Origin of the sequence: Croceivirga sp. JEA036, from assembly GCF_011882165.1 — a bacterium.
Lineage (GTDB): Bacteria > Bacteroidota > Bacteroidia > Flavobacteriales > Flavobacteriaceae > Croceivirga.
This window is the reverse complement of record NZ_JAATON010000001.1, coordinates 799,634-818,860: the sequence shown is the minus strand read 5'-3', so window position 1 is coordinate 818,860 and position 19,227 is coordinate 799,634. Positions and strand designations below refer to the sequence as shown.

Sequence of the window (19,227 nt, the reverse complement as noted above, 5' to 3'; positions counted from 1 at the left end):
TGTTAACATAAGAAATGTTAAAGCCAGTCTTTCTTTTTAAAGAATATTAACAGTCCCAGCCCAATAATTATAAAGGACAACCATACTAAGGGATAGCCATAGGGCGAATTGAGTTCTGGCATATTAGTAAAATTCATGCCATAAATACCAGCAATAAAAGTCAACGGAATAAAAATGGAAGCAATAACCGTAAGCACTTTCATTACCTCATTCATCTTGTTACTCATATTGGTCATGTACATTTCCATTAGGCTGGTAACCATTTCACGATAAAGAACGATATCTTCATTAATCTCTGTACAGTGGTCAGAGGTATCTCTCAAAAATATTTTAGTATCCTTATCAATTAAGGAACTTTCTGTTGCTAGCATTCTATTGACAATCTCTTTTACAGGAAATACCCATTTACGGATACGAAGAATTTCTTTTTTGAGTGTCTGTATTTTTTTTGCAGATTCTTTGGTGGGATTTTCATAAACTTCTTCTTCTAGCGATTCTAAATTCTCCCTAATATCATCTAACACCACATAATAATTATCCACAATGGCATCTAGTAGTGCAAAAAATAAGTAGTCTGCTCCCCTACTCCGTATACGCCCGTATTTGTTAATGATACGCTCCCTTACTCCACCAAATACGTCTTCATCGGTTTCTTGAAAAATTAGAACTTGCTTATCTAATAATATAAGACTTACATGTTCTATTTTAATCTGTTTTTCACCATCTAGATATAGCATTTTAAATACGCCAAATAAATGTTCATCATACTCATCTATTTTTGGACGTTGAAGGGTATCCATGACATCCTCTAAGAGCAAATTATTTAATTTGTAATGTGAGCCTATGTTATTAATAGCTTCTTCATCAGAAATACCTACAATATTGAGTAATGTCGTTTCTAATTCATTTTTAACCGGTAATTGTTTGTGAGCTATTTCTGACTGTTTAAAATTGTGTTCATTATATGTTATTAATTGCAGATGCGATGGTTCTTTATCTCTTAAACCTACGTAGGAAATATGACCAGGTGCTTTCCCTAATTTAGATTTAGAACGGGAATATCTTTGTGTAATTCTCTTTTTCTTGGCCATATTTAAGGATGTATTAAAACAAAGTAACTAAAAAAAGCCCTTTCAGAAAGATAGGGCTTTTACAACATTCTTATTGTTAGGATTACCTTTTACAATCCATTAATATAGTTTCCATACAAGTCATTGAATTGCAAACCTTTATTAATACGTTGTTTACTTAACTTTTTATAAGCTACTAATCCCCATAGTAACAATTCCTTTAAAAAATATTGATCTTGTGCAGGAATTTCATCTCCATACTCCCGTGCCAAATCGTTTAAGGGAGCAATTGCGTTTAATTTTTGCTGATATTCTTTATCGCTATCGCCATCTATAAGTTCAAATCCGTCTTGATCAAAAAACCAACTAATAATATCATCATAAGCAGTAGGCTCTCCTTTACGTTCTAGTTTACTAATTTCTGGAAAATATTTTGGAAAAATGGATTTTATAGCCTCTTCTATTAACGTTTCGGCTACAAAGGCGGCGCCTTCTTGTTCACCCTCATAAACCAATTCTATTTTTCCTGTAATAGCGGGAATAATACCCATAAAATCGGCCAATCGCACTTGTGTTTCTGAATCACCATTAATTAGCATTCTTCTTTTAGCGGTGCTCAACAAGTTTTCATAAGCAGTAATACTCATACGAGCACTTACACCACTTTTGGCATCTACATATTCACTATCTCGCGCTTCAAAGCTTATCTGTTCCAATACATCTTTCGCTAATTCTGGCACATAAATTTCCTTATTTTCAGAAAGTAGCGCACTTACTTCTTGTTGTGTGATTTTTTTAGCGATTTCTAATTCTTCTGGATAATGTGTCAGAATTTGAGAACCAATCCTATCTTTAAGCGGAGTTACAATACTACCTCTATTAGTATAATCTTCTGGATTAGCAGTAAATACAAATTGAATATCTAATGGTAATCGTAATTTAAAACCACGTATTTGAATATCGCCTTCTTGTAAAATATTAAACAAAGAAACTTGTATTCTTGCCTGCAAATCTGGTAATTCGTTAATCACAAAAATACAACGGTTCGCACGCGGTATCATTCCAAAGTGGATTACTCGGTCGTCTGCATAACTCAGTTTTAGATTTGCTGCTTTTATAGGATCAACATCTCCTATTAAATCAGCTACAGTTACATCTGGCGTTGCCAATTTTTCGTAAAAACGGTCTTCTTTAGGTAACCAAGAAATAGGCGTGTGATCCCCTTTTTCTGCAATTAGTTCTTTTGCAAATCGGGATATAGGATTAAATGGGTCGTCATGGATTTCTGAACCCTTTACATACGGAATATAATCGTCTAATAGGTTAAGCATTTGCCTGGCTAAACGTGTTTTTGCTTGCCCTCTTAAACCTAACAAATTAATGTTATGCTTGGATAAAATGGCGCGCTCTAGCTCTGGAATTACAGAATCTTCGTATCCCCAAATGCCTTCAAAAACAGTTTCTTTGTTTTTGATTTTAACAATTAGGTTATCCCTTAATTCGTCTTTAACCGATTTTGTGACATAACCAGCTTTTTTTAAAGCTCCTAAAGTTTGAATGTTCTCTATCTTCATATATATTTTTTTATCACCCTAAGGCTTTAGGGTTTTATAGCTCACAAGATGTGAGATTTTTATTTAATTCTCTTTCTCCTGTTGTTTTCGTAGTCTTCAAAAATCATTTCTCCAAGACCTTTGAGACCTGTATAAAATGCTTTTCCTTTATTTGCTGCGGTAAACTCCCGTACAAACTGCATTAAATAAGGGTCTTGCGCAATCATAAAGGTAGTAATGGGTATATGTAATTTTCTTGCTTGTGCGGCCATATTGTAGCATTTCTCCACTATATACTCGTCCAGACCAACGCTGTTTTTGTAGTAATCACCGTTAGGCAAGCGCAAACAACTTGGTTTGCCATCTGTTATCATAAATATCTGTTTATTGGTATTACGCTTTCTACGTAACATATCCATAGCCAATTGCAGACCAGCCACTGTATTAGTATGGTATGGCCCTACCTTTAAATAAGGTAAATCCTTGATGGGAATTGGCCAGGCATCGTTCCCAAATACCAGAATATCCAAAGTGTCCTTTGGGTATCTAGTGGTGATTAATTCTGCCAACGCCATAGCCACTTTTTTAGCAGGAGTTATCCGGTCTTCTCCATACAAAATCATGGAGTGACTAATATCAATCATAAGCACGGTACTCATTTGTGCTTTATGCTCTGTATCCTCTACCACCAAATCATTCTCGTCTAACATAAAGTTACCTATGCCATGGTTTATTTGGGCATTGCGTAAACTCTCTGTCATGGAAATATGCTCTAGACCATCTCCGTAGCGGTATTCTCTAAAATCGCCCGAGTGTTCATCTCCTTTCCCTAATTTTCCGGTCTTATGATTGCCAGAGCCACTACGTTTAATTTTACCAAAGATTTGGTCCAACGCACGTTGGCGTAGCATCCGTTCTAATTTAGCCGTGATATTTATGGTGCCACCGCCTTCACCATCTTGTCCTTCCTCACCTTCACCTGCCGTTCCATCACCTTGTTCAAACTCTTCACGGATATACCCTTTCTTTTTAAGGTCTTCTATAAAATCGTCTATAGTATAGTCTGGGGTTGTTAATTGGTATTCTTCATCTAACTGACGCAACCAATCTATTGCCTCATCAAAATCACCGGAAGTATGTGTGATTAGCTCTTGAAAAATATCAAACAATTTTTCAAACGGACTCTGGTCTGGCGCACTGTACGTGGTAAAAAGGAATCCTTTTCTTGTTTTCATAGCCATACCTTAAATTTACTGTATAATGCTCAGTTGTCGTTATTTTTTATAAAAACTTAACGCTTTCCGTAAGTTTGTTTAAGGATGAAAGAATTGATACAAGCATTTTACAATACCAAGCCCTTATGGACTCATAAACAATTTGGATTGGAACAATTTGAATTTCCTTCAATTGACATGGGTGTCATAAAAAATGTTGACATTCCAGAAAAACTGCGTTTAGGGCACCAAATGGAATACGTGTTTAAGCACCTAATTACACTAGTTAAAAACTATCAAGTAATTGCATCTAATATTTTAATAGATGAGGGAAAAGTGCGTTTGGGGGAGTTAGATTTTATATTGAAGGATATCAGTAGCAACAGCTATCTGCATGTAGAATTGGCGTACAAATTCTATATCATAAATCCTGATATTTCGGAGCCAATTCACCGACTCATGGGTCCAAACAAACGGGATATGTTTTATACCAAATTGGATAAGCTTAAGGAAAAACAATTTCCACTCCTACAGCATCCAAGTCTTAAACAAAAATGGGAAAGTTTAGGCATTGATCCTTTAAAGGTGAAACAACAATCTTGTTTTAAAGCGCAATTATTTTCGCGATTTAAGGAAGAAAAGTTAGCAATAAGACCACTAAATACAGCTTGCCATGCAGGTTATTGGGTGCGCTTTGAGCAATTCAGCAGTATTGCATTTAAAACGTATCAATTTTATATTCCTACCAAAAGGGAATGGCCGTTACCAGTACATAATCAAGTATTGTGGAACAACCATTACAACACATTATTAGACATCAATTTAAAACACCTTAATCAATATGCACCTATGGTTTGGGTGCGTACCAAAGAGGGCGAATTATTTAAGTTATTTGTAGTATGGTGGTAGGAATAAAAGGTAGCATTAAGCCCTAGGAACCCAATGCTACCACATCAATCACATTTTAATCTGCTATAAATGTGTAAGTAACCTTGTTTACCTCTGTAAGCCTAAAATAACCAAACGGGTAATTATCTGGTTGGGTTTGGTTAATACAATTGCCTTTTAAAGCAACTGGTGTTGAAGAGAATAAGCCAGCGCCACCCATTTGTTCAATTAAAATTTTCATGTATTCATAATAGCTTTTAGATACACCATGCATGCTAATGTAAACGGTATCACCCGGCTCAAAAGGCGTTAAACCATCCATCTCATCTTCTTCTATCTCATACCACCAATCAATCTCATTCCCATTTATAAATTCGTCCTTAGCATCTTCAAAAACAGGAAATAATTCTCCCTCTTTTAAAAATTTGAATAGGTAGTAATTCTCTTCTGCTTCAGGGTCTGTAAAAACTAGATGAACTTCTAAATCCTCATCATTAAAACCATCATCCCTTGACTGAAAAATTTCCTTAATTTCTGGAACGGGAGTCATTTTCTCTGTAGCGGTAAATACTTCGTTTTTATAGCTTATGGTTAATACATAAGTATCGCCAATTATCGGCTCAAAATCAGTTGTAGAATAGTTTCCATCGTTTTGGTCTACAAATAAAACTTCTGTTCCGCTATTTACATTTAGAACGCTAACTGTAGCTCCTATTGCAGGCTGAAAACTTGTATCAAAATAAGGTGTAGAGGTAGATAGTTTTATAGTTTGATAATTACCTTCTGTTCCTTTTTCCCAATCTAAAGAAGCTTCTATTACAAGTCTTGTTGGTCCTTCTTGCACCTCTATATCTACAATGTCTTCACAAGAAGTAAAAACTATTAGTATTAGGATAGCTAATTGTTTTAAGAATGATTTCATGATTAAAATTTAAAATTATAAGTGATAGAAGGTAATATGCCAAAAATGGCGGTTCTTGTGGCTTCATTGGCACCGGTCTCAAAGTTTTGCCCAAATGAAATACTGGCCGCATTTTTACGGTGATAGAGGTTGTAAATGCTTAAAACCCATTCTCCCCTAAATCGCTTATTTAAAGATTTTTTGGGCGTGTAAGTTATGGATGCATCCAAACGGTGATACGCGGGTAGACGGTCAGAATTTCTACTTGAATAACTTGCAATGGACACTCCCTCGTAACTATACTGCCCATTAGGGTAAGTCACTGGTCTACCAGTCTGAAAAACGAGGTTAGTTCCAAAACTCCAACTATCGTTTAAACGGTACGCTCCGGAAATGGATATATCATGGGTTCTATCAAAAAAAGTAGGATACCAACTACCATTGGCGATTCCAGGTCCGCCAGCTGTATCACCTAGGGTACGTTGTTCAGATTTTGACAAGGTATAAGCTATCCAACCCGTAAAATTCCCTGTATTTTTACGCAGTAAGAATTCTAGTCCATAGGCACGCATTTCTCCATTCAATATTTCGGTTTCTATGGTATTCTGGCCTATAAGGTCAGAACCATCTATATAATCTATCCTATTTGCTACTGTTTTAAAATAACCTTCTACCTCTAAAGAATAGGTTTTATCCTCAAAATCATAAAAGTAACCCAGGGCATATTGATTGGACATTTGAGGCTTTATAAAAGGGCCGCTTGGAGTCCAAACATCCAAAGGCGTTACAGAAGAAGTATTGGACAAAAGATGAATATACTGGGCTGTTCTAGAAAATCCTGCCTTTACAGAACTATTATCATTTATTAAATACGCTAAAGATGCTCTAGGCTCTAAATTGCGAAAAGAAGTTATTACATCGCTCTTTTTATAAGCAGTTTCGTCAATTACTTCTCCCCTCTCATAGATTTCTAAATCTGGATTATAAACTACTGGTTGGTTATTTTGATATGTTGAAATTGGTTGCCCTCCTAATCTAGAAAACCCACTAAAACGCAGTCCATATTCAGCAGTTAATCTATTGCTTAACTTATGCTCTGCATTTAAATAGATAGCACTTTCCAAAGCTCTTTTCCTATCTAAAGCAAAGGGGTTGATGGAAGATGTATTTGATGTTGGATTTATTTGACCAGGGTCAAACATATAGAGCAGACTGCTGGCCCCAAAACCCATTGTAAAACTATCCTTTAAGTAATATTTAAAATCATACTTAAGATGGTAGTTGTTTATGGAGGACATCCACTCAAACTCTTCAAAATCCAAATCTAAATCATAATCATATCTACTAACAATTGCAGAGAGATTAGAGAATAATTTATCATTAAAAATATGGTTCCACCTAAGATTACCAGAAGCATTACCATAACTACTGGCAAAGCTTTGTCCAATTTTAAAAGCATCTCTTCCAAAATAACCACTCAGGTAAATTCTATTGTTTGGATTTATACTGTAATTGGTTTTAAGGTTTAAATCATAAAACATTACGGAATTCTCTTCGCCTGCTGCTTTAAGAAAAAGATCTAGATAAGAGCGTCTGCCAGCAACCAAAAAAGAACCTTTATTATTAAACATGGGTCCTTCTGCTGTTACCCTACTAGAAATTGCTCCAATACCACCCGTAAGTGCAAATTTTTTACTGTTCCCGTCTTTTTGTCTGATATCTAAAACAGAAGAAACTCTACCTCCAAAGCGAGCCGGTATTCCGCCTTTGTAGAGTTTTAAATCTTTAATAGCGTCTGCGTTAAAAACCGAAAAAAAACCAAACATATGAGAGGTATTGTAGATGATAGCCTCGTCTAACAATACTAAATTTTGGTCCTGAGCACCGCCTCTTACATGAAAACCCCCAGTTCCTTCTCCGTTGTTCGTAACCCCTGGTAGCATTTGTAATGATTTTAATATATCTACCTCTCCTAACACCACAGGCATTTTTTTAACGGTGTTTATATTCATCTTTAACACGCTCATTTCTGGTTTTCGAAGTAGTGCTTTCTCTGGTTCTTCTGCAGTTACAATTACCTCGTTCAATTCGGTAGATAGTTCGTCAAGTTCTATATCTTTTTTTATGTCTGTTTGTAAGCTCAATTTTACAGTAATATCAGTAAAACCTATATAAGAAGCGTTTAAATTGTAGTCGCCTTCTGGGGCGGAAATAGAATAAAAACCATATGCATTGGTAGTAGCACCAATGGTTGTACCCTCCAGAAAAACAGAAGCTCCATATAGCGTCTCTCCATTACTTTTATCTTTTATGATTCCGCTAATTGTATAATGAGTTTGTCCTAAACCCCAAAATGATTGGAGTATTAATACAACCACAATCCATGGTATTTTTTTTGAATTCATTTTTTAATTTGTTTTTTGATGATTGAATGAAAATGTATACCACCAATAGACAATTCTTAAAAGACAAGGTTGCATTTCACACTAAAAAAAGTGGGATAACTTCGCTTCACTATAAAAAACTTTACACTTTTTTTACTTTAGGTGCAACCCTTAGTTAGTTCCTTTGTCTTTAGAGCAGAAAGTATCAACCAAAACCATTGAAAACGGACATTCGTTTTACGCATAAGTCATTAGTAGAACAGAGCAAAGCAGGCCATAGTAGTTCTCAATACGAACTCTATAGTTGCTATGTAGACGCCATGTTTAATGTAAGTTTTAGGATTTTAGAAAATAAGGAAGATGCAGAAGATATAGTACAAGATAGCTTTATAGATGCTTTTAAACAATTACACTCCTTTAAATACCAAAGCAGTTTTGGAGCTTGGTTAAAAAGAATAGTAATTAATAAAAGTATTAATCATCTTAAAGTAAAAAAGGTAGACTTAGTCCCTATGGATGAGCATGAATTTCATCTAACCCAACCAACAGAGGCTATGGTACCAGATGTATTGGATATTACTAAAATAAGACGTGGCATTGCGTTATTACCAGATGGCTATAAGCAGGTTATTAATCTCTATTTGATAGAAGGATACGACCATCTGGAAATTGCGACAATTTTAGAAATAACAGAAAGCACTTCTAAATCCCAATACCACAGAGCTAAAAAGAAGTTATTGCAAATTGTAAGTGAATTATAATGGATGATTTTGAAAAATATATACGTAAGAATGCGGCAGCTTTTAATACTGAAAAAGCGAATAAAGATAAAATGTGGCTACATATTAATTCTGCCTTAAATGATGATAAGCCTAAAGTTGTTCCACTTTATCAAAGGAAACTACTTTTAAAATTTGCAGCAAGTTTGGTTGTAATAATGGCTATTACATTGTTTTTCACTCAATTTAAATCAAGTGTAAATACTGAAGAACAGCTGGTTTCAAAAGAACTGCTAGAGATAGACATGCATTACAAAAGCTTAGTGAATTACCAAGTAGCGTTGGTAAAAAATAATCCTGGACTAAGTATAAAAGATAAAAATGAATTTTTGTCTTTTATGGACGAATTAGATACGGAATACCTTGCACTCAAAAAAGAAATGGCAATAAATTTAGATAATGAACAGGTTTTAGAAGCCATTGTTGCCAACTACAAAAAACGTATTGAGCTTATTGAAAAGCTTTTAGAAAGACTTAATGAAACAAAAAATATTGAGCAAGATTATGGGTACACTTTATAAAACTTATCTAGTATTGCTCCTATTGCTTTTTGGGGGTAGCTTAATGGCACAAGAGTCACTTACGAAAACCATTCACGAGGAATTTAAGCTAGATGCCAATGGAGAATTGCATGTAGAAAACAAATACGGTAATGTAAAAATTACGGGTTGGGAACAGTCTAAGGTTAAAGTGAATATTACAGTAAAAGTAAATCATAAAAAAGAAGATAACGCAAAAGACCTTCTAAACCGCGTAAGACCAGAAATACGTTCAAATCAAAGTTTTGTCTCCATTACTTCCCTAATTACGAATAGAAATACGGGATGGTTTGCCGATTTCTTTAATAAAACAAACCCTATTGATACCGACCGTAGTAGAGTACAAATAGATTATGAAGTGTATGTACCCAAAGAGGCTAAATTGAATGTTAAAAACAAATTTGGAGATATTCTGATAGAAGATTGGAAGGGCGAATTAGAGATCAATCTGGAACATGGTGATTTATGGCTTGGAGAAACCATTAATAAAGCAAATATTCAGTTGAAATTCGGAAAAATAAGAGCAAAAAGCATAATAAGCGCTAGAATAGCATTAAAAAATGGCGAATTAAACATGGATGACGCCAAAAAACTGCAATTAACTACAGAGGGTAGTGAAATACAATTAAATGCTACGGAGACCCTTGAGCTATACTCCAATAAAGACGAAATACATTTAGAAGAAGTAACGCATCTTTTTGGGAGTCTCAAATTCTCTTCCATTAGAATAGAGCAATTGCAAACCGACATTGATACCGAGTTAAAAATTGTAGATTTTGTGATTGGGAAAGTAAATAGTCCTAATGCCACTATTACCTTAACTCAAGAATCCTCAGATATAGCCATTAAAACAACCAATTTTTCACATCGGTTTTTAGCTACTTTAGAACAAGGGGTAGTTAGACTGCCTAAAAGCTATGAAAATGTAGTTTCTAAAATACTTGACAAGGGTAAAAAACTTAGAAAAATAGAAGCTACTTATGGTAATAAAAAACAAGGTACCATCACTATTTCTGGTGTAAAAGGAATTGTAACCATTAACGATTAAAATAGAATACAGATGCAACCTTTTTAAACTTAGGTTGTCTTTAAAGCATATCAATCAAAATTAGAATTATGTTCAATCAAAAAACGACAGTATTATTTATATTTTTTATTAGTGTGTTATCACTACACGCGCAACAAACAAACAGTGACGAATACATCACCTTTAACGACCGTAACAATGTAGTTCATGGTGTTTATCTTGGCATTCCCTTGGCAATTGGTGAAATTGATGGAAAGGATACTTTTTTTGCTGGTCTAAAACTGGCGTATGTGGCTAACCGTAAATTAGAAATAGGTTTAGCAACGTACGGGTTTTATTCTCAACAGAACTTAACAGGAGAATTATCAATAGATAATGAAGATTTAATTGGTGGTTATGTAGGATTACATTTAGAACCTATACTTTTTGGTAAACGGACAATTAGCCTATCATTTCCACAATATATTGGCGGAGGAGGCATTGGTTATGTAGATGGTGACACTTTTGAAAACGATGACAATGATTTTGATAATGAAGATTTTGAAACTTCAGATTTTATTTTTGTTTACGAGCCTGGTGTAAGTTTATTATTTAACATTAATAGATATGTACAATTAGAAGCTACAGGCAAATACCGATTCTCCAGTAAAATTGAATTAGAACAACAAGCGCTAGACCGCATTAATGGATTCTCTGCAGGTTTGGGGATTAAAATAGGCATATTCAATATGGGTAAAAATCGCTATAAGAAGCAAATAGATGAGGATGCACAGAAATAATTTACCCAACAAAACAACGATACCTATTACAAAAGTATTTGTTAAAAACAATATTGTTTTTACTTATAACGAAAGAAAAATACCTAAGCCATTACAATTTACATGGTCTACTTTAGATGTATAGAAAAAGCCCCATTCCTGGGGCTTTTTTTAATGCCTTTCTATCAATACCTTTTCTATATCCTTCAAGGTATATCCTTTAGCTTGCAATAAGATTAAATAATGAAAAAGTAAATCAGCACTCTCATTTAAGAACAATTCCTCATTATCGTCTTTTGCTTCAATTACCGTTTCTACCGCTTCTTCCCCTACTTTTTGAGCAATTTTATTAATACCTTTTCTAAAGAGGGATGCTACATAGCTTTTTTCATCTTCTTTATTTTCTTTACGGGAAGTAATTACCCTTTCCAACTCGGATAAAAAGCTAAAATTCGGCATGTTTTCTTCTTTCCAACAGGTATCTGTACCCGTATGACAAGTGGGGCCAACTGGTTTTACTTGTACCAATAAGGTGTCGTTATCACAATCCACCTTCATAGAAACCAATTCCAAAAAGTTGCCACTTTCCTCTCCCTTGGTCCATAATCTATTTTTAGAACGACTAAAAAAAGTGACCTTACCTGTTTCTTGTGTTTTATCAAATGCTTCTTGGTTCATGTACCCTAGCATTAACACATTTTTAGTGCGTGCATCTTGTATTATTGCGGGTACTAGACCGTTCTTATCTTTTGAAAAATCGATTTTCATTATGCTGTATTCTCTTGTTTATTTTATATAATCTTTTTGAATTTAGATAGTATGTGAACCATCAAATCCGTACCGGTATTCCTTCTTTTTCTAACTGTTGTTTTAAAACTGGGATAGCTATTTCTTTAAAGTGAAATACACTAGCCGCTAAAGCAGCATCTGCCTTGCCGTTTTTAAAGGTATCTGTAAAATGAGACACTTGTCCGGCACCACCAGAGGCGATGATAGGAATGTTTACCAAACTAGAGAGTTTGGCCAATTCTGCATCTGCAAAGCCATTTTTAGTACCGTCATGGTCCATGGAGGTAAACAGAATTTCGCCAGCGCCACGCTGTTCTACCTCTTTTGCCCAGTCAAACAAATCCAATTCTGTAGGTACTTTACCGCCTACCAAATGAACTTTCCAGCCATCATCGGTTTTACGGGCATCTATGGCCACAACAATACATTGCGAACCAAATTTGGCTACCAACTCATTGATTAAATCCGGATTTTTAACCGCTGATGAATTGATAGAAACTTTATCAGCGCCGTTTTTAAGTAAGATATCCACATCTTCCACGGAAGAAATTCCACCCCCCACAGTAAAGGGAATATTTAATTTTTCGGCAACATTGTAAACTAGTTCGGCTAAGGTTTTACGTTTTTGTTCGGTTGCAGAAATATCTAGAAAAACAAGTTCATCTGCACCCTCATCCGCATAACGCTGTGCCAATTCTACAGGGTCACCAGCATCACGTAAATCCACAAAGTTGACACCTTTTACGGTTCTTCCTTCTTTTATATCTAAACAGGGTATAATTCTTTTTGTAAGCATAATTTTTTACGTCACTCCGAACTGGTTTCGGAGTCTTCTTAATTTATGGTTAATGTTCGCATTTTCGGGTTATGCGCTTTTATCAAATTAATTTTCCAATCTCGATGCCAGTTCTTTAGTTGCTTTTCGCGCGCAATAGCTTCTTGAATTGCAGTGAAAGTTTCGAAATATATTAAATCATGTAGATTATATTTTTTAGTGAAACTAGAACCTATTCCGGATTTATGCTCTATGTTTCTCTTTTTCAAATCACTTGTCACTCCAACATAAAAAGTGGTTCTGTACGTATTTGTCATTATATATACATAACTAGTTTTCATTAGCTTTTTATGTGACCCTGAAACAAGTTCAGGGTGACGATAAAATTTTATTCAGATAAAATATATCCTTCCAATTGTTTTAAACTAATTCTATTTTCATAAATGGCTTTGCCAATAATAACTCCTTCACAGCCTATTTCTTTTAATTTTGGCAGCTCATCAAAAGTAGAAATGCCACCACTGGCAATCAATTTTATTTGATGCTCAATATCCTGCACACCACTACCCGTAATTTCCGTGGTTACCGTTTTTGTTTGTTTTAATATTTTCTGATACAAATCAAATGCCGGCCCTTGCAACATGCCATCTTTAGAAATATCTGTGCAAATAACATAAGAAATGCCTTTTGCTTGATACGCTTTTATAAAGGGAACTAATTCTTGGTCCGATTCTTCTTGCCACCCAGAGACCGCAATTTTCTCATTATTGGCATCGGCACCAAGAATAATTTTGTCGCTACCGTGTTGTTTAATCCACCCTAAAAAAGTGTCAGGGTCTTTAACCGCAATACTACCACCTGTAATTTGATTTGCACCACTTTCAAAGGCAATACGTAAATCTTCATCCGTTTTTAATCCGCCTCCAAAATCTATTTTTAAATCGGTTTTTGTAGCAATTTGTTCTAATACCTTATGGTTTACAATATGCTTGGACTTAGCACCATCTAAATCTACCAGGTGCAGGTATTGAATACCGTGATCTTGAAACTCTTTAGCTACTTCTAGCGGATTCTCGTTATATATTTTTTTGGTATCGTAATCGCCCTTAGACAAGCGTACACATTTACCGTCTATAATATCTATTGCTGGGATTATTCTCATTTTTTATAGTTTTAAGTACTTAAAACAACTAATCTAATTTTGTCTTATCTATTGCCATCCATAATTCTGAATTGCCCACTGATTTAAAACCATATTTTTCATACAGTTTATGAGCATCTTTTGTTTTAAGACTAATAGTTAGTACATTTTTTAGGCTATCATCTTCTAAAATATGGGCAACTAGCCATTTGCCCAATCCTTTACCTTGATATCCATCAAATATGATAACGTCCATAACATAAGCAAAAACAACTTGGTCCGTTAATACTCTTGCAAAGCCTACCTGTTCCATAGCATCATTGTAAACACCAAAGCAAATCGTGTTTTCAATGGTAGTTTTAGTTTGCTGTTCGGTTCTATATCCACCCCAATACGATGTTTTTATCGCTTTATGAATTTTATCGAATTGCAATAAATTCTTATCCTTGGAAATGGTGTAACCAATCATAACTAGAGGCTCAGGAAGTTTTTAAGTATTTGAGCGCCATATTGGCCCGACTTTTCTGGGTGAAATTGCACACCGTAAAAGTTGTCTTTTGACAATGCTGCTGCATATTCTAATCCGTAGGTACAGGTAGCTATGGTTTCCTCACACTTTGGAGCATAAAAACTATGAACCAGATATATAAAATCGTTTTCCAAATTTTTAAACAAGGGCGACTGCAGATTTTCAATCTTATTCCACCCAATCTGAGGTACTTTTACATTTGAATCAAACTTAATTACATCCACGTCAAATATGCCTAACCCCTTAGTATTGCCTTCTTCCGAAGCATTACACATAAGCTGCATACCCAAGCAGATACCCAAAACAGGTTGTTTTAGGGTTGGAATTACAGCGTCTAAACCACTTTCTCTTAACTTACGCATAGCGGAACTTGCTTCCCCTACTCCAGGAAAAATAACTTTTTTTGCCTTACGGATAACTTCTGGGTCATTACTTAGCACGGCATTTACCCCCAAACGTTGAAAGGCAAATTTGATGCTTTGTATATTCCCAGCTCCATAATCTATAATTACCAAACTCATAACATTCCTTTTGTAGATGGTAAAATCATTTTTTCTTTATCTTGTTTTACCGCCATTTTTATAGCCTTTGCCAATGCTTTGAAAATTGCCTCTATTTTGTGGTGCTCGTTGGTGCCTTCTGCCTTAATATTTAAATTGGCCTTTGCACCATCTGTAAACGATTTAAAGAAATGATGAAACATTTCTGTTGGCATATCTCCTACCTTTTCTCGTTTAAAATCGGCTTCCCAAACCAACCAATTTCTACCACCAAAGTCTATAGCTGCAGAAGCCAAACAATCGTCCATAGGCAAACAAAATCCGTAGCGTTCTATGCCCAACTTATTTCCTAGTGCTTTGTGGAAGACTTCGCCTAGGGCTATACCCGTATCTTCAATGGTATGGTGTTCATCTACCTCCAAATCGCCGTCTACCTTAATATCTAAATCCATTTGACCATGGCGTGCAATTTGGTCTAACATATGGTCAAAAAACTTTAAACCCGTATCTATGTTAGCTTTACCAGTACCATCTAGATTTACTTTAATATGAATTTTGGTTTCCTTGGTTTCTCTTTTTATTTCGGCAACTCTGTCTTGTACTTTTAAGAACTCATAAATAGCTTGCCAATCATTGCTTTCCAAAGCAATGTAGTCATCCAAATCTTTACGGTCTACTGTAATTTCACCTGTACCCAAATTGGTGTTATCGTTGATAAAAATTCCCTTTGCACCTAAATTTTTTGCCAGTTCCACATCGGTTAGCCTATCGCCTATTACAAACGAATTTTCCAAGTCGTACGCAGTAGAAAAATATTCCGTTAACATTCCAGTGCCTGGTTTACGGGTTTCTGCATTTTCATGCGGAAAAGTTCTATCAATATAAACCGCATCAAAGTGTACGCCCTCATTTTCAAATGCCGTGATGATAAAGTTGTGCACGGGCCAAAATGTATCTTCAGGAAACGCTTCGGTACCTAAACCATCTTGATTGGTAATCATGACCAAGGTATAGTCTAACTCTTTAGCTATTTTACCCAAATAGGTAAATGCTTTTGGATAGAAAATCATTTTTTCAAAGGCATCTATTTGCTCATCAACTGTTTCTTTGATGATGGTGCCATCACGGTCTATAAATAATACTTTTTTAGCCATTTAAAGGGCTTTAAGGGTTGAAATTAGTTTGTCGTTCTCTTCTATCGTACCAATGGTTAGACGAAGCGTATTTTCGCACAATGGTTGTGTACTTCGGTTTCGTATTACGATTCCTTTTTCTAACAATTGGTTATATCGCTTATTGGCATCATCTACTTTAATTAAAATGAAATTAGCATCGCTATCATAAATTGTTTCGATGTACGGAATTTTAGCTATGGCTTCTGATAATCGCTTACGTTCTTTAAGTAAGGTTTGCACCTGTTCTTTTACCGTTTCGTAATTCTCCAAAGCTTCAAATGCCTTCTGTTGCGTCAATTCATTAACGTTATAGGGCGGTTTAATTTTCTTTAAAACCGCTATGATTTCTTCCGAAGCAAAACACAAGCCCAGACGAATACCCGCCATAGCAAAAGCTTTGGAAAGTGTCTGTGCTATAATGAGATTAGGGAAATCGTTTAAACGAAAACTCCAACTACCATTTGTTGCAAAATCGATGTAGGCCTCGTCTACAACAACCAATCCAGGAAACTCAAACAGCAAGCGTTCTATCGCTTCAAAATCAAAACTATTCCCGGTTGGATTGTTAGGGGTGCACAGAAATAACAATTTGGTATTCTCATCTGTAGCAGCCAAAATTTCGTCCACATTGGGTTGAAACTTATCTGTTAGCAGTACTTCTCTATTCTCAATATTGTTGATACCAGAAAGCACCTTGTACATACCGTACGTTGGTGGCAAGGTTATAATATTGTCTTTCCCTGGTTCACAGAACGCTCTAAAAATTAAATCGAGTACTTCATCGCTACCATTACCTACTAAAATCTGACTGGCCTCTACTTGTTTTACCTCAGAAATTAGTTGTTTTAAATTACGCTGGTGTGGATCTGGATATCGATTTAAACCATTTTCAAACGGATTTTCATTCGCATCTAAAAATACCATCTGTTCACCAGAAGAAACATACTCGTCTCTTGCAGACGAATACGGTTTTAACGCCTTAACGTTTTCACGAACCAACAGGTCCAAATTAAATAGTGTATTCATTCCTATTCCTCCAAGGCTTTAAGGCGCAAGGTAACCGCATTTTTATGGGCTTGTAACCCTTCTGCTTCTGCCATTAATTCTATACTTTTTCCTAGTTTTTTAATCCCTTCCTCACTCAAACGTTGAAACGTCATGCTCTTGGTAAAACTGTCAAGATTAACCCCGCTATACTGCTTAGCATAACCGTTTGTTGGTAAGGTATGGTTGGTGCCAGAGGCATAATCTCCCGCACTTTCTGGCGTATAATTGCCTATAAACACAGAACCCGCGTTATAGGTGTTTTCTACATAAAAATCTTCATTTTCTACACAAACAATGTAGTGTTCTGGTGCGTATTGGTTGATTATAGCCAACGCAGTTTCATCATTATCTACAATAATTAGCTTGCTATTATCGATTGCCTTCGCTGCAATTTCTTTTCTTGGTAAAACCGCCAATTGATTTTCCAATGCTACAGTAACCTTAGAGGCAAAGGCTTCTGATGTAGTTACCAAAACCACCTGACTATCCACCCCGTGTTCTGCCTGACTCAATAAATCTGAAGCTACAAAATCGGCATTCGCAGTATCATCTGCCACTACTAACAATTCGCTAGGACCTGCCGGCATATCTATACTTACTCCAAATTTGGTTGCCATTTGTTTGGCAGTGGTTACGTATTGATTACCTGGGCCAAATATTTTATATACTTGAGGTACGCTTTCCGTACCAAAAGCCAAAGCGCCAATAGCCTGTATACCACCAACTTTTACAATTTTGGTAACCCCGCACAATTGAGCCGTAAATAAAATAGCAGGATTCAATTTCCCTTCTTTATTAGGCGGGCTACATAGTACAATTTCTTGGCAACCTGCAATTTTTGCAGGTAGGGCCAGCATTAAAATGGTAGAAAACAAAGGTGCAGTTCCACCAGGAATATACAACCCTACCTTTTGTATGGCTCTTTTTTCTTGCCAACAATCTACACCTGGCATGGTAGTAACGGCTACCCGTTCTGTTTTTTGTGCTTGGTGAAACGCTTCAATATTAGCTTTAGCAACTTTAATCGCCTCTTGCAAATCTGTTGAGACCATGGATATACCTTCATTAATTTCTTCTTCAGAAACCAATAAGTTATCCAGATTGGCACCATCAAATTTTTGAGTGTACGCCTTTAAGGCTTCATCTCCTTGCTTTTGAACGGCATCAAAAACCTCTTTTACAACGGGCTCTAAAGCTTCATAAGATTGTGTAGGTCTTGCTAAAATGGTAGCCCATTCACTTTTAGGCGGATTTGTATAACTTTTCATTTTAAAGCACCATTTTTTCTATAGGACAAACCAAAATACCTTCTGCCCCAGCCTGTTTTAATTCGTCTATAACTTCCCAAAAAGTATCTTTATTAATCACTGTGTGTACAGAGCTCCAACCTTCTTCCGCCAATGGCAAAACCGTAGGGCTACGCATACCTGGTAAGATGGTAAGTATTGTATCTAAACTATCGTTAGGCACATTCATTAAAACGTACTTGCTCTGCCTTGCTTTTAAAACGGATTGTATACGGAATAATAACTTATCCAGAATTACCTTTCGTTCGTTATCAATCTTTGGGGAAACCGCTAAAACCGCTTCACTCTTTAGCAAAACTTCAACTTCTTTAAGATTATTCTTGAACAAGGTGCTACCACTAGAAACAATATCACAAATAGCGTCTGCAAGACCAATATTTGGTGCAATTTCTACAGAACCATTGATCAAATGAATATCTGCTTTTACGCCATTTTGTTCTAGAAATTTGTTTACGGTGTTTGGGTATGAGGTGGCAATACGTTTACCTTCAAAATCTTTAAACGAAGTGTACTGTTTCCCTTTAGGAATGGCCATACTTACCTTGCATTTAGAAAAACCGAGTTTTTCTGCAATAGTAATACCTTCTCCTTTTTCAAATAGTACATTTTCACCAATAATTGCAATATCTACCACACCATCTTTAAGGTACTGTGGAATATCTCCGTTCCGTAGGTAAAAAACTTCCATAGGAAAATTACGGGCAGAGGCCTTTAATTGGTCTTTACCATTATCTATGGATACGCCGCAATTCTTTAAGATATCTAGAGAATCTTCATTTAAACGGCCGCTTTTTTGAATAGCAATTCTTAGTTTCATTTTAAGTTTACGTGTTTCGCTTTACGCTTGTTTT

Annotated in this window: 20 protein-coding genes; 5 read left to right on the top strand and 15 right to left on the bottom strand. The window is 35.7% G+C overall.

Annotated elements, in window-relative coordinates; genetic code table 11:
- Positions 1 to 17 precede the first annotated feature (17 nt).
- From corA to HCO57_RS03245, 3 genes are all read right to left on the bottom strand, one after another.
- Positions 18 to 1,091: a magnesium/cobalt transporter CorA gene (gene corA, locus HCO57_RS03255; protein WP_167987820.1), complete on the bottom strand. Its 1,074-nt coding sequence runs from the start codon at positions 1,089 to 1,091 to the stop codon at positions 18 to 20.
- Between the two features lie 89 nt (positions 1,092 to 1,180).
- Positions 1,181 to 2,644: a magnesium chelatase gene (locus HCO57_RS03250; protein WP_167987819.1), complete on the bottom strand. Its 1,464-nt coding sequence runs from the start codon at positions 2,642 to 2,644 to the stop codon at positions 1,181 to 1,183.
- A 59-nt stretch (positions 2,645 to 2,703) separates the two neighbouring features.
- The gene (locus tag HCO57_RS03245) at positions 2,704 to 3,864 is read right to left on the bottom strand and encodes a vWA domain-containing protein (protein WP_136949932.1); all 1,161 of its coding nucleotides are present in this window, start codon (positions 3,862 to 3,864) and stop codon (positions 2,704 to 2,706) included.
- A 78-nt stretch (positions 3,865 to 3,942) separates the two neighbouring features.
- On the opposite strand from HCO57_RS03245, the gene HCO57_RS03240 reads away from it, so the two are divergent.
- Positions 3,943 to 4,746: a DUF1853 family protein gene (locus tag HCO57_RS03240; RefSeq protein WP_167987818.1), complete on the top strand. Its 804-nt coding sequence runs from the start codon at positions 3,943 to 3,945 to the stop codon at positions 4,744 to 4,746.
- 55 nt (positions 4,747 to 4,801) lie between these two features.
- Here HCO57_RS03240 and HCO57_RS03235 read toward each other — a convergent pair whose 3' ends face one another.
- Both HCO57_RS03235 and HCO57_RS03230 read right to left on the bottom strand, forming a co-directional pair.
- Positions 4,802 to 5,647 carry a DUF4249 domain-containing protein gene (locus HCO57_RS03235; RefSeq protein ID WP_167987817.1) on the bottom strand — a complete coding sequence of 282 codons (846 nt, stop codon included), beginning with the start codon at positions 5,645 to 5,647 and terminating at the stop codon, positions 4,802 to 4,804.
- 2 nt (positions 5,648 to 5,649) lie between these two features.
- Complete coding sequence (locus HCO57_RS03230) at positions 5,650 to 8,031, bottom strand: TonB-dependent receptor (protein ID WP_167987816.1); 2,382 nt, start codon at positions 8,029 to 8,031, stop codon at positions 5,650 to 5,652.
- Between the two features lie 197 nt (positions 8,032 to 8,228).
- Here HCO57_RS03230 and HCO57_RS03225 point away from each other — a divergent pair, with 197 nt between their 5' ends.
- The 4 genes from HCO57_RS03225 to HCO57_RS03210 all read left to right on the top strand — a co-directional run bounded on the left by HCO57_RS03225 (position 8,229) and on the right by HCO57_RS03210 (position 11,134).
- Positions 8,229 to 8,771, top strand: a complete 543-nt coding sequence (locus HCO57_RS03225) for an RNA polymerase sigma factor (protein ID WP_245167528.1) — start codon at positions 8,229 to 8,231, stop codon at positions 8,769 to 8,771.
- Positions 8,771 to 9,310 carry a hypothetical protein gene (locus HCO57_RS03220; RefSeq protein ID WP_167987815.1) on the top strand — a complete coding sequence of 180 codons (540 nt, stop codon included), beginning with the start codon at positions 8,771 to 8,773 and terminating at the stop codon, positions 9,308 to 9,310. Before HCO57_RS03225 ends, HCO57_RS03220 begins: the two co-directional genes overlap by 1 nt.
- Positions 9,267 to 10,376 (top strand): hypothetical protein, encoded by a 1,110-nt coding sequence (locus tag HCO57_RS03215; protein ID WP_167987814.1) that lies wholly within the window; start codon positions 9,267 to 9,269, stop codon positions 10,374 to 10,376. Before HCO57_RS03220 ends, HCO57_RS03215 begins: the two co-directional genes overlap by 44 nt.
- Positions 10,377 to 10,444: 68 nt before the next feature.
- Positions 10,445 to 11,134, top strand: a complete 690-nt coding sequence (locus HCO57_RS03210; RefSeq protein WP_167987813.1) for a hypothetical protein — start codon at positions 10,445 to 10,447, stop codon at positions 11,132 to 11,134.
- A gap of 150 nt (positions 11,135 to 11,284) precedes the next feature.
- On the opposite strand, the gene hisIE is transcribed toward HCO57_RS03210, so the two are convergent.
- The 10 genes from hisIE to hisG form a co-directional block, all read right to left on the bottom strand.
- Complete coding sequence (gene hisIE / locus HCO57_RS03205) at positions 11,285 to 11,881, bottom strand: bifunctional phosphoribosyl-AMP cyclohydrolase/phosphoribosyl-ATP diphosphatase HisIE (protein WP_167987812.1); 597 nt, start codon at positions 11,879 to 11,881, stop codon at positions 11,285 to 11,287.
- Positions 11,882 to 11,942: 61 nt separating this feature from the next.
- Positions 11,943 to 12,698, bottom strand: a complete 756-nt coding sequence (gene hisF / locus HCO57_RS03200; RefSeq protein ID WP_167987811.1) for an imidazole glycerol phosphate synthase subunit HisF — start codon at positions 12,696 to 12,698, stop codon at positions 11,943 to 11,945.
- A 38-nt stretch (positions 12,699 to 12,736) separates the two neighbouring features.
- Positions 12,737 to 13,018: a GIY-YIG nuclease family protein gene (locus tag HCO57_RS03195; RefSeq protein WP_167987810.1), complete on the bottom strand. Its 282-nt coding sequence runs from the start codon at positions 13,016 to 13,018 to the stop codon at positions 12,737 to 12,739.
- Between the two features lie 47 nt (positions 13,019 to 13,065).
- Positions 13,066 to 13,839, bottom strand: a complete 774-nt coding sequence (locus HCO57_RS03190) for a HisA/HisF-related TIM barrel protein (RefSeq protein ID WP_167987809.1) — start codon at positions 13,837 to 13,839, stop codon at positions 13,066 to 13,068.
- Positions 13,840 to 13,867: 28 nt separating this feature from the next.
- Complete coding sequence (locus HCO57_RS03185; protein WP_167987808.1) at positions 13,868 to 14,287, bottom strand: GNAT family N-acetyltransferase; 420 nt, start codon at positions 14,285 to 14,287, stop codon at positions 13,868 to 13,870.
- A gap of 2 nt (positions 14,288 to 14,289) precedes the next feature.
- Positions 14,290 to 14,868, bottom strand: coding sequence for an imidazole glycerol phosphate synthase subunit HisH (hisH, locus tag HCO57_RS03180; protein WP_167987807.1), 579 nt, complete (start codon positions 14,866 to 14,868; stop codon positions 14,290 to 14,292).
- Positions 14,865 to 16,001 (bottom strand): bifunctional histidinol-phosphatase/imidazoleglycerol-phosphate dehydratase HisB, encoded by a 1,137-nt coding sequence (hisB, locus tag HCO57_RS03175; RefSeq protein ID WP_167987806.1) that lies wholly within the window; start codon positions 15,999 to 16,001, stop codon positions 14,865 to 14,867. Before hisB ends, hisH begins: the two co-directional genes overlap by 4 nt.
- On the bottom strand, positions 16,002 to 17,048 hold the full coding sequence (gene hisC, locus HCO57_RS03170) for a histidinol-phosphate transaminase (RefSeq protein WP_167987805.1): 1,047 nt from the start codon (positions 17,046 to 17,048) through the stop codon (positions 16,002 to 16,004). It abuts the gene before it with no gap.
- Between the two features lie 2 nt (positions 17,049 to 17,050).
- Positions 17,051 to 18,337: a histidinol dehydrogenase gene (hisD, locus tag HCO57_RS03165; protein ID WP_167987804.1), complete on the bottom strand. Its 1,287-nt coding sequence runs from the start codon at positions 18,335 to 18,337 to the stop codon at positions 17,051 to 17,053.
- Between the two features lies 1 nt (position 18,338).
- The gene (hisG, locus tag HCO57_RS03160; protein ID WP_167987803.1) at positions 18,339 to 19,193 is read right to left on the bottom strand and encodes an ATP phosphoribosyltransferase; all 855 of its coding nucleotides are present in this window, start codon (positions 19,191 to 19,193) and stop codon (positions 18,339 to 18,341) included.
- Positions 19,194 to 19,227: the final 34 nt, after the last annotated feature.